Origin of the sequence: Bordetella bronchiseptica (genome assembly GCF_900636925.1) — a bacterium.
GTDB lineage: Bacteria > Pseudomonadota > Gammaproteobacteria > Burkholderiales > Burkholderiaceae_B > Bordetella > Bordetella pertussis.
On sequence record NZ_LR134326.1, the window covers coordinates 1,762,066 to 1,780,644 of the forward strand.

19 protein-coding genes and 1 tRNA gene are annotated in these 18,579 nt (G+C 67.5%); 12 read left to right on the forward strand and 8 right to left on the reverse strand.

The window, feature by feature from the left end:
- Positions 1-86: 86 nt before the first annotated feature.
- From rlmB to EL288_RS08235, 11 genes are all read left to right on the forward strand, one after another.
- Positions 87-824 (forward strand): 23S rRNA (guanosine(2251)-2'-O)-methyltransferase RlmB, encoded by a 738-nt coding sequence (rlmB, locus tag EL288_RS08185; RefSeq protein ID WP_003812973.1) that lies wholly within the window; start codon positions 87-89, stop codon positions 822-824.
- A 53-nt stretch (positions 825-877) separates the two neighbouring features.
- Positions 878-2,122, forward strand: coding sequence for a cystathionine gamma-synthase family protein (locus EL288_RS08190; RefSeq protein WP_033458531.1), 1,245 nt, complete (start codon positions 878-880; stop codon positions 2,120-2,122).
- Positions 2,123-2,162: 40 nt separating this feature from the next.
- Positions 2,163-2,843, forward strand: coding sequence for a Fe2+-dependent dioxygenase (locus tag EL288_RS08195; RefSeq protein WP_003812970.1), 681 nt, complete (start codon positions 2,163-2,165; stop codon positions 2,841-2,843).
- Between the two features lie 320 nt (positions 2,844-3,163).
- The gene (locus EL288_RS08200; RefSeq protein WP_003812968.1) at positions 3,164-3,436 is read left to right on the forward strand and encodes an HU family DNA-binding protein; all 273 of its coding nucleotides are present in this window, start codon (positions 3,164-3,166) and stop codon (positions 3,434-3,436) included.
- Positions 3,437-3,544: 108 nt separating this feature from the next.
- Positions 3,545-3,620: transfer RNA gene (locus tag EL288_RS08205), tRNA-Val, on the forward strand.
- Positions 3,621-3,932: 312 nt separating this feature from the next.
- Positions 3,933-4,739, forward strand: a complete 807-nt coding sequence (locus tag EL288_RS08210) for an energy transducer TonB (protein WP_003812954.1) — start codon at positions 3,933-3,935, stop codon at positions 4,737-4,739.
- Position 4,740: 1 nt separating this feature from the next.
- Positions 4,741-5,718: a MotA/TolQ/ExbB proton channel family protein gene (locus EL288_RS08215; RefSeq protein WP_003820361.1), complete on the forward strand. Its 978-nt coding sequence runs from the start codon at positions 4,741-4,743 to the stop codon at positions 5,716-5,718.
- The gene (locus EL288_RS08220) at positions 5,718-6,185 is read left to right on the forward strand and encodes an ExbD/TolR family protein (protein ID WP_003812950.1); all 468 of its coding nucleotides are present in this window, start codon (positions 5,718-5,720) and stop codon (positions 6,183-6,185) included. Before EL288_RS08215 ends, EL288_RS08220 begins: the two co-directional genes overlap by 1 nt.
- Positions 6,186-6,267: 82 nt before the next feature.
- A complete protein-coding gene (locus tag EL288_RS08225) occupies positions 6,268-6,939 on the forward strand; it encodes a response regulator transcription factor (protein WP_003812947.1) in 672 nt (223 codons plus the stop codon).
- 58 nt (positions 6,940-6,997) lie between these two features.
- Positions 6,998-8,116, forward strand: coding sequence for a sensor histidine kinase (locus EL288_RS08230; RefSeq protein WP_033458528.1), 1,119 nt, complete (start codon positions 6,998-7,000; stop codon positions 8,114-8,116).
- Positions 8,113-10,023 (forward strand): potassium transporter Kup, encoded by a 1,911-nt coding sequence (locus tag EL288_RS08235; RefSeq protein ID WP_003820366.1) that lies wholly within the window; start codon positions 8,113-8,115, stop codon positions 10,021-10,023. The genes EL288_RS08230 and EL288_RS08235 overlap by 4 nt, the downstream gene beginning before the upstream one ends.
- 84 nt (positions 10,024-10,107) lie before the next feature.
- Here the strand turns inward: EL288_RS08235 and argG are convergent, their stop codons facing one another.
- The 3 genes from argG to EL288_RS08250 all read right to left on the reverse strand — a co-directional run bounded on the left by argG (position 10,108) and on the right by EL288_RS08250 (position 13,770).
- Complete coding sequence (gene argG, locus EL288_RS08240; protein WP_003812940.1) at positions 10,108-11,445, reverse strand: argininosuccinate synthase; 1,338 nt, start codon at positions 11,443-11,445, stop codon at positions 10,108-10,110.
- Positions 11,446-11,595: 150 nt separating this feature from the next.
- The gene (argF, locus tag EL288_RS08245; RefSeq protein WP_033458526.1) at positions 11,596-12,537 is read right to left on the reverse strand and encodes an ornithine carbamoyltransferase; all 942 of its coding nucleotides are present in this window, start codon (positions 12,535-12,537) and stop codon (positions 11,596-11,598) included.
- A gap of 51 nt (positions 12,538-12,588) precedes the next feature.
- Positions 12,589-13,770, reverse strand: coding sequence for an aspartate aminotransferase family protein (locus EL288_RS08250; protein ID WP_010926350.1), 1,182 nt, complete (start codon positions 13,768-13,770; stop codon positions 12,589-12,591).
- A 209-nt stretch (positions 13,771-13,979) separates the two neighbouring features.
- Between EL288_RS08250 and EL288_RS08255 the strand changes: the two genes are divergently transcribed.
- Complete coding sequence (locus tag EL288_RS08255) at positions 13,980-14,270, forward strand: DUF3579 domain-containing protein (protein WP_003812933.1); 291 nt, start codon at positions 13,980-13,982, stop codon at positions 14,268-14,270.
- A 4-nt stretch (positions 14,271-14,274) separates the two neighbouring features.
- Here EL288_RS08255 and EL288_RS08260 read toward each other — a convergent pair whose 3' ends face one another.
- The 5 genes from EL288_RS08260 to EL288_RS08280 all read right to left on the reverse strand — a co-directional run bounded on the left by EL288_RS08260 (position 14,275) and on the right by EL288_RS08280 (position 18,466).
- Complete coding sequence (locus EL288_RS08260) at positions 14,275-15,183, reverse strand: LysR family transcriptional regulator (protein WP_033452095.1); 909 nt, start codon at positions 15,181-15,183, stop codon at positions 14,275-14,277.
- Positions 15,184-15,246: 63 nt separating this feature from the next.
- Positions 15,247-16,020: an SDR family oxidoreductase gene (locus EL288_RS08265; RefSeq protein WP_003812930.1), complete on the reverse strand. Its 774-nt coding sequence runs from the start codon at positions 16,018-16,020 to the stop codon at positions 15,247-15,249.
- 146 nt (positions 16,021-16,166) lie between these two features.
- Positions 16,167-17,120, reverse strand: a complete 954-nt coding sequence (locus tag EL288_RS08270) for a 2-hydroxyacid dehydrogenase (protein WP_003812928.1) — start codon at positions 17,118-17,120, stop codon at positions 16,167-16,169.
- A 102-nt stretch (positions 17,121-17,222) separates the two neighbouring features.
- The gene (locus EL288_RS08275; RefSeq protein WP_003812927.1) at positions 17,223-18,194 is read right to left on the reverse strand and encodes a Bug family tripartite tricarboxylate transporter substrate binding protein; all 972 of its coding nucleotides are present in this window, start codon (positions 18,192-18,194) and stop codon (positions 17,223-17,225) included.
- Between the two features lie 80 nt (positions 18,195-18,274).
- Positions 18,275-18,466 carry a hypothetical protein gene (locus EL288_RS08280; protein WP_003812923.1) on the reverse strand — a complete coding sequence of 64 codons (192 nt, stop codon included), beginning with the start codon at positions 18,464-18,466 and terminating at the stop codon, positions 18,275-18,277.
- Between the last annotated feature and the right edge of the window lie 113 nt (positions 18,467-18,579).

Here is an 18,579-nt window from a genome sequence, read left to right on the forward strand (position 1 = left end):
CATTGCACCGTAGACCGGGCCGCAGGGCCCGGCCCGCCGCCGTTTTCCGGCGGCGTTCCACGTTTCAATCACGAAGGTATTCATTCATGGCGTCGACCCAAGTTCTGGCGGGGTTTCACGCGGTCGTTGCGCGCTTGCGCCACGCGCCCGAGTCGATCAAGGAAATCTATGTCGAGGCGTCGCGGCGCGACAAGCGCATGCAGACGTTCCTGGAGCAGGCCGAACGGGCCGGCCGCCGCGTGCATCCGGTGGCGGCCGAGCGGCTCGACGGCCTGGCGCGCGGCACCCGGCACCAGGGCGTGGTGGCGGTGGCCGAGGAGCGCAGCCTGGCGGTGGGCATCGACGAGGTGCTCGACGTGATCGAGGGGCCGGCGCTGCTGCTGATCCTGGACGGCGTGACGGACCCGCACAATCTGGGCGCCTGCCTGCGCACGGCGGATGCCGCCGGCGTGCATGCGGTCATTGCGCCGCGCGATCGCGCCGTGGGCCTGAACGCCACCGTGCAGCGCGTGGCTTGCGGCGCCGCCGACACCGTTCCCTACCTGACCGTAACCAACCTCGCGCGCACCATGCGCGAGCTGAAAGAACGCGATGTCTGGCTGGTCGGCACCGACGACCAGGCCGGTGAGAGCATGCACCAGGTGGATGCGCGCCGTTCGATGGCGTGGGTCATGGGCGCCGAGGGCGAGGGCATGCGCCGCCTGACGCGCGAGACCTGCGATCAGCTCGTGCGCATTCCCATGCTCGGTTCGGTCGAGAGCCTGAACGTCAGCGTGGCCAGCGCCGTCTGCCTCTACGAATCGGTGCGCCAGCGCCAGGGGTAAACTCTTGCAGCGGCGCGCCGTCGCGCCGCGCGCCTCTTCGAACGTCCGACATCATGCACCAGAACGGCTTTACCACCACCATCGTTCACTCCGACCGCGACCAATCCGCCGAGCACGGCGCCGTGCACAAACCCATGCATCCTTCGTCCGAGTATGTCTACGAAGATGCGCGCGAGCTGGCGGCGGTGTTCCAGGGCAAGGCCGGGTTCACCTACGCGCGGCAGGGCACGCCCACCACCACGGCGCTGGAAGCGCGCATCACGCGCATGGAAGCCGGCAAGAGCACGGTCAGCTTCGCCACCGGCATGGCGGCGCTGGCGGCCATCTTCACCACGCTGCTGCGGCGCGGCGACCACCTGGTGTCCAGCCAGTACGTCTTCGGCAACACCAACAGCCTGCTCAATACGCTGATGGAACTGGGCGTGGAAGTCACCATGGTCGACGCCACCGACGTCCGGCAGGTGCGCGACGCGCTGCGGCCGAATACCCGCATGGTGTTCACCGAGACCATCGCCAACCCCGGCACCCAGATCGCCGACCTGGCCGGCATGGGCGCGTTGTGCCGCGAGCGCGGCCTGGTCTATGTGGTGGACAACACGCTGACCTCGCCGTGGATGTTCCGCCCGGTCGAGGTGGGCGCTTCGCTGGTGATGAATTCGCTGTCCAAGTACATTGCGGGCCACGGCCATGCGCTGGGTGGCGCGGTGACCGATACCGGCCTGTATGACTGGAGCGGGTATGCCAATATCTACGAGTCGTATCGCAAGGGAGCGCCCACCGGTTGGGGGCTGACCCAGATCAAGAAGAAAGGGCTGCGCGACATGGGCGGCACGCTGGCGGCCGAGCCGGCGCACCGTATCGCCATCGGCACCGAAACGCTGGCGCTGCGCATGGCGCGGCATTGCTCCAACGCCCTGGCCCTGGCCACTTTCCTGCAAGGCCATCCGGGCGTGGCGCGGGTGCACTATCCGGGCCTGTCCAGCCATGCGCAACACCAGCGCGCCAGCGAGCTGTTCGACGGCCGCTATGGCGGCCTGCTGGGCGTGGAGCTGGCCGAGGGCATCGATTGTTTCGATTTCCTCAACCGCCTGCGCATCGTGCTGATGGCCACGCACCTGGGCGATACGCGCAGCCTGGCCTTGCCGGCGGCGCATACGATTTATTACGAGATGGGGGCGGAAAAGCGTGCGCAGATGGGCATCGCCGACAGCCTGATCCGTGTATCGGTAGGCATCGAGGACGAGGCCGACCTGTTGTTCGACTTTGACCAGGCATTGTGCGGCTGTTTGCAATCTTGATGCCTGTCCGCGCAGCTCGCCCACGTCACGGAGTCCCACCATGCTGATTCAGATCGCCGATCTCTTCACCCCCGCCGAAGCCGCCCAGATCCGCGCGCGCCTGGAGGCGGCCGATTGGGTCGACGGCAAGGTCACGGCCGGCTACCAGTCGGCGCAGGTCAAGCACAACCGCCAGTTGTCCGAGCAGCACCCGCTGGCGCAGGAGCTCGGCGGCCTCATCCTGCAGCGCCTGGCCGCCAACAACCTGTTCATGTCGGCGGCCTTGCCGCGCAAGATCTTTCCGCCGCTGTTCAACCGCTACGAAGGCGGCGAGGCCTTCGGCTACCACGTCGACAATGCGCTGCGCCCCGTGCCGGGCACGGCAGAGCGCGTGCGCACCGACCTGTCGGCGACCCTGTTCTTTTCCGAGCCGGACAGCTACGACGGCGGCGAGCTGGTCGTCGACGACACCTACGGGCCGCGCACGGTCAAGCTGCCCGCCGGACACATGGTGCTGTATCCGGGCACGAGCCTGCACAAGGTCACGCCGGTGACGCGGGGCGCGCGCATCAGCGCCTTTTTCTGGCTGCAAAGCCTGGTACGCGAAGACAGCCAGCGCAGCCTGCTGCTGGAGATGGATGTGGCGATCCAGCGCCTGAACCAGGATACGCCGGGCCACGCTTCGATCGTGCAGCTGACCGGCGTCTATCACAACCTGCTGCGCCGCTGGACCGACGTTTGACGCGGCGCAGGCGGGCGCGCAAAGGTTTGCACGTAGCGTTTTTGTTTATTGCGAAAAGCGCTAAAAGCTAGTATTGGCGCGGCTCAGGGCGCTGTTTTCTCTTGACAGCCGCGCCCGGCCAAGGCCTAATACTGCTCTGCGTCGCAGCTCCTTCCCTGGCTTCATATGCCTGGAAGTACCTGCGACGCAGCCTTTAAAAAGTTGTGCTTTGCAGCGCAAGAAAAATTTTTTCACTCGTCCGTTCTCTGTTTGCCGGCGCCTGTTTGTCTACTTGCTCTGCGCGTCTGGAAAACCCAATACCTTGTGAGGGGTAAACCTGAATGAACAAAACCGAACTCATCGATCACATCGCCAGCAAGGCCGATATCTCGAAAGCCGCCGCCGGCCGTTCGCTTGACGCCCTGATCGGTGCCGTAAAGACCACCCTGAAGAAGGGCGGCACGGTCACGCTGGTGGGCTTCGGCACTTTCGCCGTGTCCGCGCGCGCCGCACGCACCGGCCGCAATCCGCGCACCGGCGAAACGATCAAGATCAAAAAGGCCAAGGTGCCGAAGTTCCGTCCGGGCAAGGCGCTGAAAGACGCCGTCAACTGATGGACGCAAAGGCAAATCGGCGCTGCCGATTTGCCTAACAAAACCGGGTCCGCTATACTGCGCCCCGCGATTTACTTGAGTGGCCCCGAGGCAGCAATGCGGTGCAAGGGGTGCTTAGCTCAGCTGGTAGAGCGGCGCCCTTACAAGGCGTAGGTCACAGGTTCGACCCCTGTAGCACCCACCAAGAATCAAGGCAGCAAATCAAGGCAGCAAAATCAAGGTAACAATCCTGCGCAAGCAGGCGCAATAACCCCGGCGAGGGCGCATCGGCGCACCGCACGGGGTTTTTTGTTGCGCGCTCGGCGCGTGCCGAGCGCGCGTGGCAGCCTGTTTGCGGCATCGTCGCGGCGGGTTGAATTTCTTGTATTTGGCGACCGAATAGAGCTTGCGAATCATTCGCATTTAATATATCGTGGCGAATTCGGAATAGCCGGATAGGAATGCCGCTTCGTCGTGCATGCCATCCGGCTGAATTGTCAATGTACCTGGCTGATTCATGCCTAGCCCCCAATCTGGTCGGTCTTTTTCATCGCATACGTCGCTTGCCCTGCGCGCGGGCGCCGGATTTACCGTTCTTGCCCTGCATGCCGCAGTCATAGGCGCGGTGTTTCTGTCCAAGACGGAGCGCCCCGAATTGCTGGAGCCCGAGGCGGTGATGGTCAGCATCATCGAGGCGCCCCTGCCGCAGCTGGCGCAGGCCGAGCCCACGCCCGAGCCGCCCACGCCGGTCGAGGAGACGCCGCCCGAGCCCGAGCCCGAGCCGGTGATCGAGCCCGAGCCGGAGCCGGAACCCGAGCCGGTGGTCGAGCCCGAGCCCGAACCCGAGCCGGTGGTCGAGAAGCCGCCCGAACCGGCGCCCAAGCCCAAGCCGAAACCCAAACCGAAACCCAAGCCCAAGCCGCAACCCAAACCCGAGGTCCCCCCGGAGCCCAAGAAGATCGAGACGCCGCCTGCCGGCGCGCCTCAGGGGGCCCAGCAGGTGACGCAGGCGCCGCGCCAGGCGCCGCCGCCGGACGAGCCCATCATGGTCTCCAGCGTCGAATACCAGGGCGCGCGCCCCATGCCCGTCTATCCCATGGCGTCCAAGCGCCTGCGCGAGGAAGGGCGGGTGGTGGTGCTGGTGGAAATCAGCACCCAGGGCCTGGTCGATCGCGCCAGCATCGATACCTCGTCCGGCTTTTCGCGCCTGGACGAGTCGGCCTTGGCCGCCGCGCGCAAGGCCCGCTTCAAACCCCTTACCCGTAATGGCGTGGCGTATCCGGCCAAGGCCAAATTACCGTTCGATTTCGTGATGAGGAACTGAGATGTCCAACGCTATCAACACCGCCACGCTGGTGGCGCAAGCGGCCACGCCCTCGGCGGCGGCCACGCCGGACGCGCCCGCTGCCGCGCCGCTGGCCCAGCAGGCCGGCGAGGCCGCAGGCGCCGCCGCCCAGACCGGCGCCGAAGCGCTCAACCAGGCTGCCCAGGCAGGTACCGAGGCGGTCAACCAGGCCGCCCAGGCCCTGAGTGCGGCGGCGCCCGCCGTGCCGCCCGCGCCGCTGGCCACGCCGGACATGGGATTCCTGCACTTCGTCGCGCAAAGCGACTTCGTGGGCAAGACGCTGTTCATCATCCTGATCGTCATGTCGCTGGTCACCTGGTACCTGATCGTGGTCAAGGCGGTGGGCAACATGGGCATGCGCAAGCGCGCCGCGCACTTCCTCAACAAGTTCTGGAATGCCAGCTCGCTCGAACAGGTCGAGAACGAAATCGTCACGCACGGTGCGCGCGACCCGTTCTCGCACCTGGCCAGCCACGCCATGCACGCGCAGCAGCACCATGCCAAGTTCGGCGCCACCAAGCTGGAGGAAAGCGGTTCGAATGGCGAGTTCGTGTCGCGCACCATGCGCAAGGTCATCGACGAGGAAACCGCCAAGCTGGAGAACGGCCTGACGGTGCTGGCTTCGGTGGGTTCGACCGCGCCGTTCGTGGGGCTGTTCGGCACGGTGTGGGGCGTGTATCACGCGCTGGTCGGCATCGGCCTGTCCGATGGCGTGACCATCAACCGCATCGCCGGCCCGGTGGGCGAGGCCCTGATCATGACCGGCCTGGGCCTGGCGGTGGCCATCCCGGCGGTGCTGGCGTACAACGCCTTCGTGCGCAACAACCGGGTGTTCCTGTCGCGCCTGGATGCGTTCGCGCATGACCTGTTCGCCTTCCTGACCACCGGCCAGCAGGTGGCGGTGTCCGACGGCAAGGTGCGTGCCCTGCGCCGCCAGCATGGCCGGGGGAGCGAATAATGGCTTTCGGCAGCTTCGACAACAAGGGCTCGGGCAGCCACACCGTGTCGGAGATCAACATGGTGCCGCTGATCGACGTCATGCTGGTGCTGCTGGTGATTTTCATCATCACGGCGCCGCTGCTGGCCCATTCGATCCGCATCAACATTCCGCAGGTCAGCGCCGAGCAGATCGAGGAAGAGCCCAAGACGATCGACCTGGCCATCGACGCCAACGGCGCGTTGTTCTGGGACGAGAAGCCGGTCAGCATCGACGACCTGCCCAACCGCTTCAAGGCGATCGCCGGCGACAAGCCGCAGGCCGAGATCCGCATCCGCGCCGACCAGGCAACCCGCTACGAGACGCTGGCCCAGGTCATGGCGTCGGCGCGTCGTTCGGGCATGACCCGCATCGGCTTCATCACCAGCCCCGCGCCCCAGGGCGCGCCCGGCGAGGCCGGCGCATCGGCCGCACCCGCTGCGCCCTGACCGGCCACGGCTCCCGCTCCCGGGGTGTCCGCGCCGCGGGCGCGGGCCTTGCCGTCGGCCCGGATCGCGCTAGAATCGCGGAATGCGAGTACTCGTAATCGAAGATGACACCACCCTGGGCCACGCGCTCCAGGAGTTCCTGGCCGACCAGGGGTATGCGGTCGATTGGCTGACCGAGGGCGACAAGGTCCTGGGAGCCCTGGCGGGCCAGCCCTACGATCTCCTCCTGCTGGACCTCAACCTGCCCGGCATGAGCGGCCTCGACGTACTGCGCCAATTGCGCCAGGACGGCAACCAGGTGCCGGTACTGATCCTCACCGCGCGCGACGGCCTGGACGACCGTGTGGCGGGTCTGGATGCCGGCGCCGACGACTATGTCACCAAGCCTTTCGACCTGCCCGAACTGGCGGCGCGCGTGCGCGCCCTGGGACGCCGCCGGTCCGGGCAGGCGCAGCCCCAGATCGAGGTCGGCCCGCTGGTGTTCGACACCGTCGGGCGCGAGGTGCGCGCCAACGGCACGCGCCTGGCGTTGTCGGTGCGCGAACTGTCCGTGCTGGAAATGCTGATGGCGCGCTCCGGCCGGGTCGTGACCAAACGCCAGATCGTCAATTCCCTGTCTGCCTGGGATGCCGATTTCAGCGAGAATGCCGTCGAGGTGTATGTCTACCGCCTGCGCAAGCGGCTCGAGGGATCCGGCGCCAGCATCCAGACGGTGCGCGGCTTCGGCTACATGCTGGACGTGGAAGCGGCGTGATGAGCCCGGGCCGGCGGACCCTGGCCCGGGGCATGCCGGCCCCGCCAGCCTTCCGACCATGAGTTCCCTTCCTCCCACACCGCCGCCGCCCGATCCCGTAGGCTGGAAGCTGCCGCGCGGCTCGCTGGCGCGCCACCTCGTGCTGCGCCTGATGCCGCCGGTGTTGCTGCTGGTGCTGCTGGATCTGGCCGCGACCTGGGTGATCACGCACAAGATCGACATGTCGATCTGGATGCTGGAAGACTTCTTCTGGCTGATGGTGGTGGGCCAGATCGTCCTGATCGCCCTGTTCACCGGCGTCATCATCCGCGGCGTGCGTTCGGGCCTGCGTTCGGTCAATCATCTGGCCGAGGAAATCCGCCAGCGCTCGATCGACGACATGCAGCCCATGGAAGTGGCGGGCCTGCCGGCCGAGATTGCGCCGCTGGTCACGCATATCAATGACCTGCTGGGCCGCCTGGACGCGTCGCTGGCGGCCCAGCGCCGCTTCATCGGCCACGCGGCGCACCAGCTGCGCACCCCGCTGAGCGGGCTGCGCCTGGAGTCCGAGCTGATGCTGGCGCGGCCCCTGCCCGAGGACGTGCGGATGCGCGCCGAGCGCATCAAGGCGGTCAGCGACCGCATGATCCGGCTGGGCCAGCAATTGCTGGTGATGGCGCGCGCCGATCCCGACGCGCGGCCGCAGGACCGCTTCATTCGGCTGGACCTGTGCGAATGGGTCCGCGCCAGCGGCGCCGAGTGGATTCCGCGCGTGCGCGCCGCGCAGGCCGAGATCGACCTGGTGGCGCCCGAACAGCCGGTCTGGATCGATGGCGACCCGCTGCTGCTCGACGAAATGCTGGGCAACCTGATCGATAACGCGCTGCGCTACGGCAAGCCGCGCGGCCGCATTTGCCTGACCATAGGCGTCAATCCGCCGGCGCTGATCATCGAGGACGACGGCCCGGGCATCAGCCCCCAGGAGCGCGACAGCGTGTTCGAGGCCTTCTACCGCGCGCCCGATGCCAAGGCTGGCGGCTCGGGCCTGGGGCTGGCGATCGTGCGCGAGATCGCGCACGCCCATGGCGCGTGGTGGAAGCTGTCCAGCCGGCCCGAGTATGCGGGCACGCGGCTGTCGGTGGTGTTTCCCGGCCCGCGCATCGGTACGCAACTCACCCGACAAGAACGAGCATCATGACCCACACCGCCGCCGGCGCGCCCCGCGACGCCAAGACCGCCATCCACGCGCCGTCGTCGCGCATGGCATTGATGCTGGGGGCGTTGGGCGTGGTGTACGGCGATATCGGCACCAGCCCGCTGTATACCTTGCGCGCCTGCCTGAACACCATCGACGACCTGCAGCCTGCCCACGTGCTGGGGGTGCTTTCCATCCTGTTCTGGCTGCTCATGATCGTGGTGTCGCTCAAGTATGTGACGCTGGTGCTGCGCGCCGACAATCGGGGCGAGGGCGGCACGCTGGCGCTGCTGGAGCTGGCCGTGCGCGGCCGCGAGGGCAGGGCGCGCTGGCTGCTGATCGTGCTGGGCATCTTCGGCGCGGCGCTGTTCTATGGCGACAGCATGATCACGCCGGCGATTTCCGTCCTGTCGGCGCTCGAAGGCATCAGCATCGTGTCGCACACGCTCGAACCCTGGGTGGTGCCCGTGGCGCTGGTGGTGCTGGTTGCGCTGTTCGCCATCCAGTCGCACGGCACCGGCGCGGTGGGCAAGCTGTTTGGTCCCATCATGGCGCTGTGGTTCGCGACGCTGGCGGTATTGGGCGGCTATCAAATCTGGCTGACACCGGAGGTGCTGGCCGCGCTCAATCCAGTGTGGGCGCTGCGCTTCATCGCCGAGTTCCCGGTGATGAGTTTCCTGTTGCTGGGCGCGGTGGTGCTGGCGCTGACCGGCGCCGAAGCCCTGTATGCGGACATGGGGCATTTCGGGCGGCCGGCGATCCGGCGCGCCTGGTTCGCCATGGTGTTGCCGGCGCTGACGCTGTGCTATTTCGGCCAGGGCGCGTTGCTGCTGCGCGACCCGGCGGCGATCCGCAACCCGTTTTTCCTGATGGCGCCCGAATGGGGGCTGGCGGCGCTGGTCGGGCTGGCCACGGTGGCCACCGTGGTGGCGTCCCAGGCGGTGATCTCCGGCGCCTTTTCGGTGACGCGGCAGGCCGTGCAGCTGGGTTTCTGGCCGCGCATGCAGATCCTGCACACCTCGGCGGTCGAGAAGGGGCAGATCTACCTGCCGCAGGTCAATGCCTTGCTGCTGTGCGCCGTGCTGGTGCTGGTGCTGCTGTTTCGCAATTCCGAGAACCTGGCCGCCGCCTACGGTTTTGCCGTGACCGGGACCATGCTGACGACCTCGGTGCTGGCGTTCGCGGTGTTGCCGCGCGATTCCACCGGCGGCAAGCGGGTGCTGTGGATGGTGCTGCTGGGCGCGCTGCTCGTGATCGACATCCTGCTGTTCGGCGCCAATATCTTCAAGATCCACGAGGGTGGCTGGCTGCCCTTGCTGGTCGGGGTGGTGGTGTTCACGCTCATGATGACGTGGCGGCGCGGTCGCCGCCTGCTGGCCGACATGCAGGCGCGCGACCGGCAGCCTTTGCGGGAGTTCATGACGCAGCTCGAGGCGTTCCCGCCGGCGCGGGTGCAGGGCACGGCGATCTTCATGACCATGAACGCCGGCAACGTGCCGCCGGCGTTGCTGCACAATCTCAAGCACAACAAGGTCCTGCACGACCACGTGCTGTTCCTGTCGATCCGGGTGGCCGATGTGCCCTACGTCTCGGAGGACGAGCGCTTCGAGATGCACAAGATCAGCGCGTCGAGCTGGCAAGCAAGCATCAACTACGGCTTCAAGGAAGATCCGGACGTGCCCGACGCCTTGCGCCAGGTGGCCGAGGCCTATCCCGAGATCGACCTCGAACCCATGCGGACCTCGTTCTATCTGTCGCGCCAGACCGTGGTCGCGGCCCGGCGGCCGGCCATGGCGCGCTGGCGTCGCGCCCTGTTCGCTTTCATGGCGCGCAACTCGACCCGCAGCACCCGATTTTTCAAGATTCCGCCCAACCGCGTGGTGGAAATGGGCATGCAGGTGGAACTGTAGGCGCCTGTTCCGGCATGGGGGGCGACACCTGCGGCAAAAGGGTGCCTGTCCCGGCAGGGACAGGCACCCTCGCGCGGTTGCCGCCTATTTCTTGCCGTCCTTGATCTGCGGCAGCGCCGAGCCGGCCGACGGGGCCAGCAAGCCGGTCTTGACGTAGGTGAACAGCTTTTCGCGGGTATCGACGATGTCGAGGTTGCGCATGGTGAGCTGGCCGATGCGGTCGGCCGGCGTGAAGGGGGCGTTTTCCACCTTCTCCATGGACAGCCGCTCGGGCGCGTACGTCAGGTTGGCCGATTCGGTGTTCAGCAGCGAGTAGTCGTTGCCGCGGCGCAGTTCGAGCGTGACTTCGCCGGTGATGGCGCGCGCGACCCAGCGCTGTGCGGTTTCGCGCAGCATGATGGCCTGCGGGTCGAACCAGCGGCCCTGGTACAGCAGGCGGCCCAGCTTGCGGCCGTTCTCGCGGTACTGCTCGATGGTGTCTTCGTTATGGATGCCGGTGACCAGGCGCTCGTAGGCGATGAACAGCAGCGCCAGGCCCGGGGCTTCGTAGATGCCGCGGCTCTTGGCTTCGATGATGCGGTTCTCGATCTGGTCGCTCATGCCCAGGCCGTGGCGGCCGCCGATGCGGTTGGCTTCCAGCAGCAGTTCGACCGGGTCGGCGTACTCGACGCCGTTGAGGGCGACCGGCTGGCCTTCCTCGAAGCGCACCGTCACTTCCTCGGCCTTGATCTGCACGCTGTCCTGCCAGAAGGCCACGCCCATGATGGGCTGCACGATACGGATGCCGGAGTTCAGGAGCTCCAGGTCCTTGGCCTCGTGGGTGGCGCCGAGCATGTTGGAGTCGGTCGAGTAGGCTTTCTCGGCCGACATCTTGTAGTCGAAACCGGCCTGGCGCATGTACTCGGACATTTCCGCGCGGCCGCCCAGCTCGTCGATGAAGGTCTGGTCCAGCCAGGGCTTGTAGATCTTCAGGTCCGGGTTGGTCAGCAGGCCGTAGCGGTAGAAGCGCTCGATGTCGTTGCCCTTGAACGTGCTGCCGTCGCCCCAGATGTTGACGCCGTCTTCCTTCATGGCGGCCACCAGCATGGTGCCGGTGACGGCGCGCCCGATAGGCGTGGTGTTGAAGTAGGTCAGGCCGGCGGTCGAGATATGGAAGGCGCCGGCCTGCAGCGCGGCGATCCCTTCGGCGACCAGTTGCGCGCGACAGTCGACCAGGCGGGCGGCTTCGGCGCCGTATTGCATGGCGCGGCGGGGGATTTCATCGTAGTCCGGCTCGTCGGGCTGGCCCAGGTTGGCGGTGTACGCGTAGGGCACGGCGCCTTTCTGGCGCATCCACAGCAGCGCGGCGCTGGTATCGAGGCCGCCGGAAAAGGCGATGCCGACCTTCTGGCCGGTAGGAAGGTTCGGGAGAATAGTAGTCATTGTTTGAGGTGAAACGCCAACAGGACTTTGACAGCAACGGGCCGTCAAACAAGAAGTCTAACGGGGCATTTTAGCGCTTTTGGGCGCAGGCGGCCGGACGGCGCCGGGGCGCTGCGCCCGGCCGCCCGTGGCCGCGCGGGCCGCGCCGGTTCAGGCGAGCTGGCCCAGCAGCAGGAATTCCATCAGCGCCTTCTGCACGTGCAGGCGGTTCTCGGCCTCGTCCCAGACCACGCTTTGGGCGCCGTCGATGACTTCGCCGGTGACTTCCTCGCCGCGGTGCGCCGGCAGGCAGTGCATGAACACGGCCTGCGGGTCGGCGGCGGCCATCATCTCGGCGTCCACGCACCAGTCGGCGAAGGCGGCGCGGCGCTCCTCGTTCTCGGCTTCGTAGCCCATGCTGGTCCAGACGTCGGTGGTCACCAGGTGCGCGCCCTGGCAGGCCTGCATCGGGTCCTTGAACTGCTTGAGCACGCCGGCGGCCGGCGCGCCGATGCGGGCCGGGTCGAGTTCGTAGCCGGCGGGCGTCGACACATGCAGCGTGAAGCTCAGCATTTCGGCTGCCTGCAGCCAGGTATACGACATGTTGTTGGCGTCGCCGATCCAGGCCACGGTCTTGCCGGCGATGGGGCCGCGGTGTTCGATGTAGGTGAAGATGTCGGCCAGGATCTGGCACGGGTGGTATTCGTTGGTCAGGCCATTGATGACCGGCACGCGCGAATGCGAGGCGAACCGCTCGATGCGGGTCTGCTCGAAGGTGCGGATCATGACGATGTCGACCATGCGCGAAATCACGCGCGCGGTGTCTTCGATGGGCTCGGAGCGGCCCAGCTGCGAGTCGTTGGACGTCAGGTTGATGACCGAGCCGCCCATCTGGTACATGCCGGCCTCGAAGGAGACGCGGGTGCGCGTGCTGGCTTTCTCGAACACCATGGCCAGCGTGCGGTCGTGCAGCGGCATGTGCGGTTCGTAGCGCTTGAACTTGTCCTTGATGATGCGGGTGCGTTCGAGCACGTAGGCGATCTCGGCGGGCGAGAAGTCTTTGAATTGCAGGAAGTGCCGCAAGGGGCCGTTCTGGGTCGTGGGAGGAGTCATGATGATGTCGCAGGTCTTGCGCCTGGGCTCATGGCCGCGGCGCGCTGTTGGTTATTGCTGTTGAGCGAGGAACTGTTTGATCAGCGGCACCAGGATCCGGACGATCTGGTCGGCTTCCTCCCCGGAGAGTATCAGGGGAGGCAGCAGGCGGACGACGCGTTCGCGCGTCACGTTGATGAGCAGGCCGGCTTCCATGGCGCGGGTGGCCAGGATGCCGCAAGGCCGGTCCAGCTCGATGCCCAGCATCAGGCCGCGGCCGCGGACCTCGATGATGCCGGGCACGCCGGCCAGTTCGCTGGCCAGCGCGGCATGCAGGTGGGCGCCCACCTCGTGGGCATTGGCGAGCAGGCCTTCCTGCTCGATCGCATCGATGACCGCCAGTCCGGCGGCGCACGCCAGCGGACCGCCGCCGAAGGTGGTGCCGTGGCTGCCGGGCGCGAACACGCCGGCGGCGGGGCCGGCGGCCAGCATCGCGCCGATGGGCACGCCGCCGGCCAGACCCTTGGCCAGGGTCATGACGTCGGGGCGGATATCGGCCCATTGGTGGGCGAACCACTTGCCGGTGCGCCCGATCCCGGATTGCACCTCGTCGATCATGAGCAGCCAGCCGCGTTCGGTGCACAACTGCCGCACTCCCCGCAGGAACGCCATGTCGGAGGGGCGGATGCCGCCTTCGCCCTGCAGGACTTCCAGCAGCACGGCGGTGACGCGCGGCTCGGCCTCGCCCGCGGCGCGGATGGCCGGCAGGTCGTTATAGGGCACCTGGATGAACCCCGACGGCATGGGCCCGAAGCCCTGGCGGGCCTTGTCGCTGCCCGTGGCGGCCAGCGTGGCCAGGGTGCGGCCATGCCAGGACGAATCCATGGTGATGATGTGGGCGTGCGTATTGCCTTGCTTGTAGCCGTAGTAGCGCGCCAGCTTGATGGCCGCCTCGTTGGCTTCCGAGCCGCTGTTGCTGAAGAGCACCTCGCTCATGCCGGACAGCTCGGCCAGGCGGCGCGCCAGGGCCGCCTGTTGCGGCACCTCGTAGATATTGGACGTGTGGATGAGCCGCGCGGCCTGTTCGGAGATGGCCGCCACCAGCCCCGGATGGCCGTGTCCCAGGCACGAGACGCCGATGCCGGCCAGGGCGTCGAGATAGCGCCGCTCGCCGGTGTCCCAGAGCCAGACCCCGCGGCCGTGGGTGAAGGACACCGGCAGGCGGGCGTAGATGTTGGCCAGGGCAGAGGACATCGCGGGGTTCTCCACGAAAAAGGGGGCGGAACCGGAGGGCCGGCGCGCGCCGGCGGCGTGCGCCGGCCGGAAAGCCGGTCGTGGGCCGACGCCTGCCCGAGGGCGGGCGCGGGCCAAAAGATCAATCATATACAATTCGCGGCGCGGGTCGCATGTTTGAGACGCGGCCGATCCCGGCGTCCGCGCGCGAAGCCCGCAGTGAAGGTCACATGGCAACTCGCGTCAAACAATTCGTTATCCACGGCGTCACCGAAAGCGGTGTCCGTTTTCGCCCGAGCGACTGGGCGGAGCGCCTGGCCGGCGTCATGGCCCAGTTCCGCCCGCCCGGCAGCGCCGGCAACCACCTTACCTACTCGCCCTACGTGCTGCCGGTCGTCATCGACGGCGTGCGCAGCGTCGTGGTCGACCAGCGCCTGCGCGAGCTCGAACCGCTGGCGTACAAGTTCGTGGTCGATTTCGCCCACGACAACCACCTCAAGACGGAAGAGCGCGAAGCCTGATGGTTCAGGCTTCGAGGTGCGGCTGTATGAGCGCCTCGAACCACTCCAGGAAGACGGCCAGCCGCCGCGAGCGCTGGCGCCGGTGCGGATAGAGCAGCGCCACCGGCATGGAGGCCGCGCGCTGGTCCGGCATGACCTCCACCAGTTGTCCGCCGTCGAGCAGGTGCTGCACGTCGTAGCGGGGAATCTGGATCAGTCCCAGCCCGGCCAGGCAACAGGCGATATAGCTCTCGGCGTTGTTGACGACCACCCGGCTGGCCGCCTCGACGAGACTCGTCCCGCCGCGCGGCGTGGCGTATTCCCAGGGCAGCGCGCGGCCGGTCTGCGGGCTGGCGTAGCCCACCGTCCAGTGGCCCGCCGCCAATTCGTCCGGGTGTCCGGGTGCGCCGTGTTCGCGCAGATAGGCCGGGCTGGCGCAGTTGATCAAGGCCAGGCTGCCCAGCGGCCGCACCACCAGGCTGCTGCTGTGCAGCACGCCGATGCGCACCGCGCAGTCCACGCCCTCGCGTACCAGGTCGATGGCGCGGTCGCCCGAGCCCAGCGCCAGCTGCAGGCGCGGATGGCGGCGCAGCAGGGCGGGCAGGGCGGGCGCGACCAGGCGCCGCGCGATGCGGCTGGGCACGTCGATGTTGAGCCTGCCGGCCGCCTGGCGCTGGCTGGCCTGGAACAACTGGTCGATGTCCTCGACCTCGGCCAGCAGGGGGCGGATCCGCTCCAGCAGTTGCGTACCGTCGGCGGTCAGGCGTACCTGGCGCGTGGTCCGATGCAGCAGCCGGGCGCCGACCTGGCCCTCCAGCTGCTGGACCGCGGCGGATACGGAGGCGCGCGGCAGCTCCAGCGCGTGGGCCGCCTTGATGAAGCTGCCCATCTCCGCGACTTGGGCGAAGACACGGTATTGGTCGAATCTGTCCATGAGGCTCGCTTTCGGAATGCGCCAGGCGCAGCCGAAAGCATAGCCGTTCCCGCCCCGGCCGCCTTACTTGGTGGTGTAGCCGCCGTTGATCAGCAAGGTCTGGCCGGTGATCCACCAGCCGTCGCTGACCAGGTGGCGGATGAAAGGCACGACGTCCTCGATGTGGGTCAGGCCGGTGGGCGAGTGGGGCGAGAGCGCGGCGGCGCTCTGGTGATAGGCCACCGCTTCGGGGCTTTCCTGGCCGTAGAAGAAGGGCGTGTCCATCGGGCCCGGGCCCACCGCCGTGACCGAGATGCCGCGTGCGCCGAACTCCTTGGCCGCGGCCCGGGTGTAATGCTCCACCGGCGCCTTGGTGCCCGCGTAGGCCGAATAGAACGGCGTGAACGCGCCCAGCAGCGAGGTGACCAGCGTCACGATCTTGCCGTGGTCGTTGACGTGGCGGCCGGCTTCCTTGAGGAAGAAGAACGCGGATTTGGCGTTGACGGCGGCCATCTCGTCGTACTCGGCCTCGCTGATCTCGGAGAATGGCTTCTTCAGCACCTTGCCCACGGTGTTGATGGCGATGTCGGGCCGGCCGACAGCGGCCAGCGCGTCGGCATAGAGTTTTTCCACCGCGGCCGCGGTGGTGAGGTCGCCCTGCAGCGCCACCGCCTGGGCGCCGGCGGCCTGCAGCGCCGCGACCGTGGCGTCGGCGTCGGCCTTGGACGCCGGACTGTTGTAGTGGATGGCGATGGCGCGGGCGCCGTGCGCGGCCAGGTCGCGGGCGATCAAGCCGCCGAGGTTCTTGGCGCCGCCGGCGATGAGCGCGACTTTGCCTTGGATGGAATGGTCAGCCATGGGACGTCTCCGTGTGAAATCGGGGGAACGTCCAGCTTAGGCGCGGCGCCGCGGCCGATAAACCGGCCGGGCCAGGATGGATTGTCCAGGAAAACGCGCCAATTTCCGCTTGATTGGGCGGGATTGGCGCGCAATGGGCAGGCGCCCTATACGGGGGTGATGACGCCGCCGGTCTTGAAGAACGAGGCCAGGTTGTCCAGCATCAGGTTTTCCATCGCCATGCGGGTCTCGAAGGTGGCGCTGCCGATGTGCGGCAGCAGCACGGTTTCGTCGCTGGCTTTCAGCGCGTCGGGCACCGAGGGTTCGTGTTCGAACACGTCCAGCGCCGCGCCGCCCAGTTTGCCGGCCTGCAGCGCGGCCACCAGCGCGGCTTCGTCGATGACCGGGCCGCGGGCGATGTTGATGATGAGGCCCTTGGGGCCCAGCGCTTCCAGCACTTCCTGGTTGACCAGGTGGCGGGTGCTCGGGCCGCCCACCGTGGCGACCACCAGGAAATCGGCCCAGCGCGCCAGGTCGGCCAGCGAGCTTTCGTAGCCGTAGCTGACGTCGTCGCGCCGGCGGCGGTTGTGGTAGCGCACCTGCATGTCGAAGCCGTCGCCGCGCCGGGCGATGGCTTCGCCGATGCGGCCCAGGCCGATGATGCCGAGGTTCTTGCCGCTGACCCGCGTGCCCAGCGGAATGCTGCCATGCACCTGGCCCCATTGGCCGGCGCGCACGAAGCGGTCGCCCTGCGCCATGCGGCGGGCGCCCGAAATCAGCAGGCCCCAGGCCAGGTCGGCCACGCAATCGGTGAGCACATCGGGGGTGTTGCTGACCAGCACGCCACGCTTGCGGGCGGCATCGACGTCGATGGTTTCGTAACCCACGCCCCAGCTGCAAATCGCCTTGAGATCGGGCAGCGCGTCGATCAGCGCGGCATCCGCGCCGAAATTGGCCGAGGTGACCAGCGCGGTGACGCCCTTGCCATGCCGGGCCAGCGCGGCCGCACGGTCGGCCTGCTGCCACAGTTCGAGCACATCGTATTCGTCGGCGAGTCGCCGATTGGCCGTCGGCGATCCGGCCAGGGAGCCTACCTGGATGATGCGGTGCTTGGTGGTCATGTCGTCTGATTCTTAGGGTGGCAAAGCGAAAATGCTACTTGATTCTGCCTCGGCTGGGCGCTGCGGTGCGCCAAAGCGCGCCGCAGGCCGGGGCGGGCGCGCCTATTCGAGCTGGATGCCGCCCTTTTCGATGACCTCGCGCCAGCGCTTGACTTCGTCCTGCTGGAAGCGGCTGAATTCGGCCGGCGTATTGGCGACCACTTCGAAGCCCAGCCCCTGCAGGGTTTTTTCGACCTGCGGATCGCGCAGCGTGGTGCGCAAGGCCTCGGCCAGCTGCTTGACGATGGCCGGCGGCGTGTCCTTGGGCACGGCGAAGCCCTGCCAGGAATAGACCACCATGTCCTTGACGCCGGCTTCGGCCAGCGTGGGCACGTCGGGCAGCTCGCCGACGCGCTTGTCGCCGGTGATGGCCAGCGCCTTCAGCTTGCCGCCCTTGATGTGCGTCTGCACCGCGCCGAGGTTCTGGAACGACACGTTGACCTGCGCGCCCAGCAGGTCGGCGATGGCCGCGCCGCCGCCCTTGTACGGCACGTCCACGCCGGTGGTGTCGGTGCGCTGGCGAAACAGGATGGCCGACAGGTGGTCGGACGACCCGGTCCCCGAGGATGCATAGGAGACCTTGCCCGGATTCTTCCTGGCGTAGTCGATCAGCTCGGCCACGGTGTTGGCCGGGAACGAGGGCGGGGCCACCAGCACGTTGGGATTGCGCACGGCCTGGGTCAGGTACGAGAAGTCCTTGCTGGGGTTGTAGGCCAGCTTCTTGTACAGCGCTTCATTGATGGCGAAGGTGCCGATCGAGCCCACCATCATGGTGTAGCCATCGGGCGTGGAGCGGGCCAGCGCCTGCGCGCCGATCGCGCTGTTGGCGCCCGGCTTGTTCTCGACCACGAAGCTCTGGCCCAGGATCTTGGTCATGCCGGGCGTGACGGCGCGTGCCGTGATGTCGGACGAGCCGCCCGGCACGAAGGGCACGATCATGGTGATCGGCTTGTCGGGGTATGAGGCCGCGTGCGCGGCGCCCACCGCGCACGCGGCCATGCCGGCGGCGGCCAGCAGCGATTTCAGTTTGTTCACGATGTCTCCAGCGCACGTGTTGTTTTATGGCGCGGCGGCCGGCCACGCGCTATCGGCCGCCGCGTTTGCCTGGGCAGGTGTCAGTCCACCGTGGCGCCAGATTGCCGGACGACCTGGGCCCGCTTGCGGGCTTCGTCGGCCATGAAAGCCTTGAACGGTTCGAGGGTATTGCCCGACGGCCGCGCGCCCTGTTCCTGCAGGCGCGCGCGCACGCTGCCCTGGCGCAACGCGGCCAGTACGCCGCGCACCCTGTTGGTGGGGATGGCAAACATGTCGTGTGTCTCCTCGTGCGCGTCGGGTGCGCGTGGTGTGGTGCGGCGGCCGGAGCACGTCGCCGCGGAGGGCGCGACGATATGCCGCCATGCTACGCTACTTGTTAGACAAA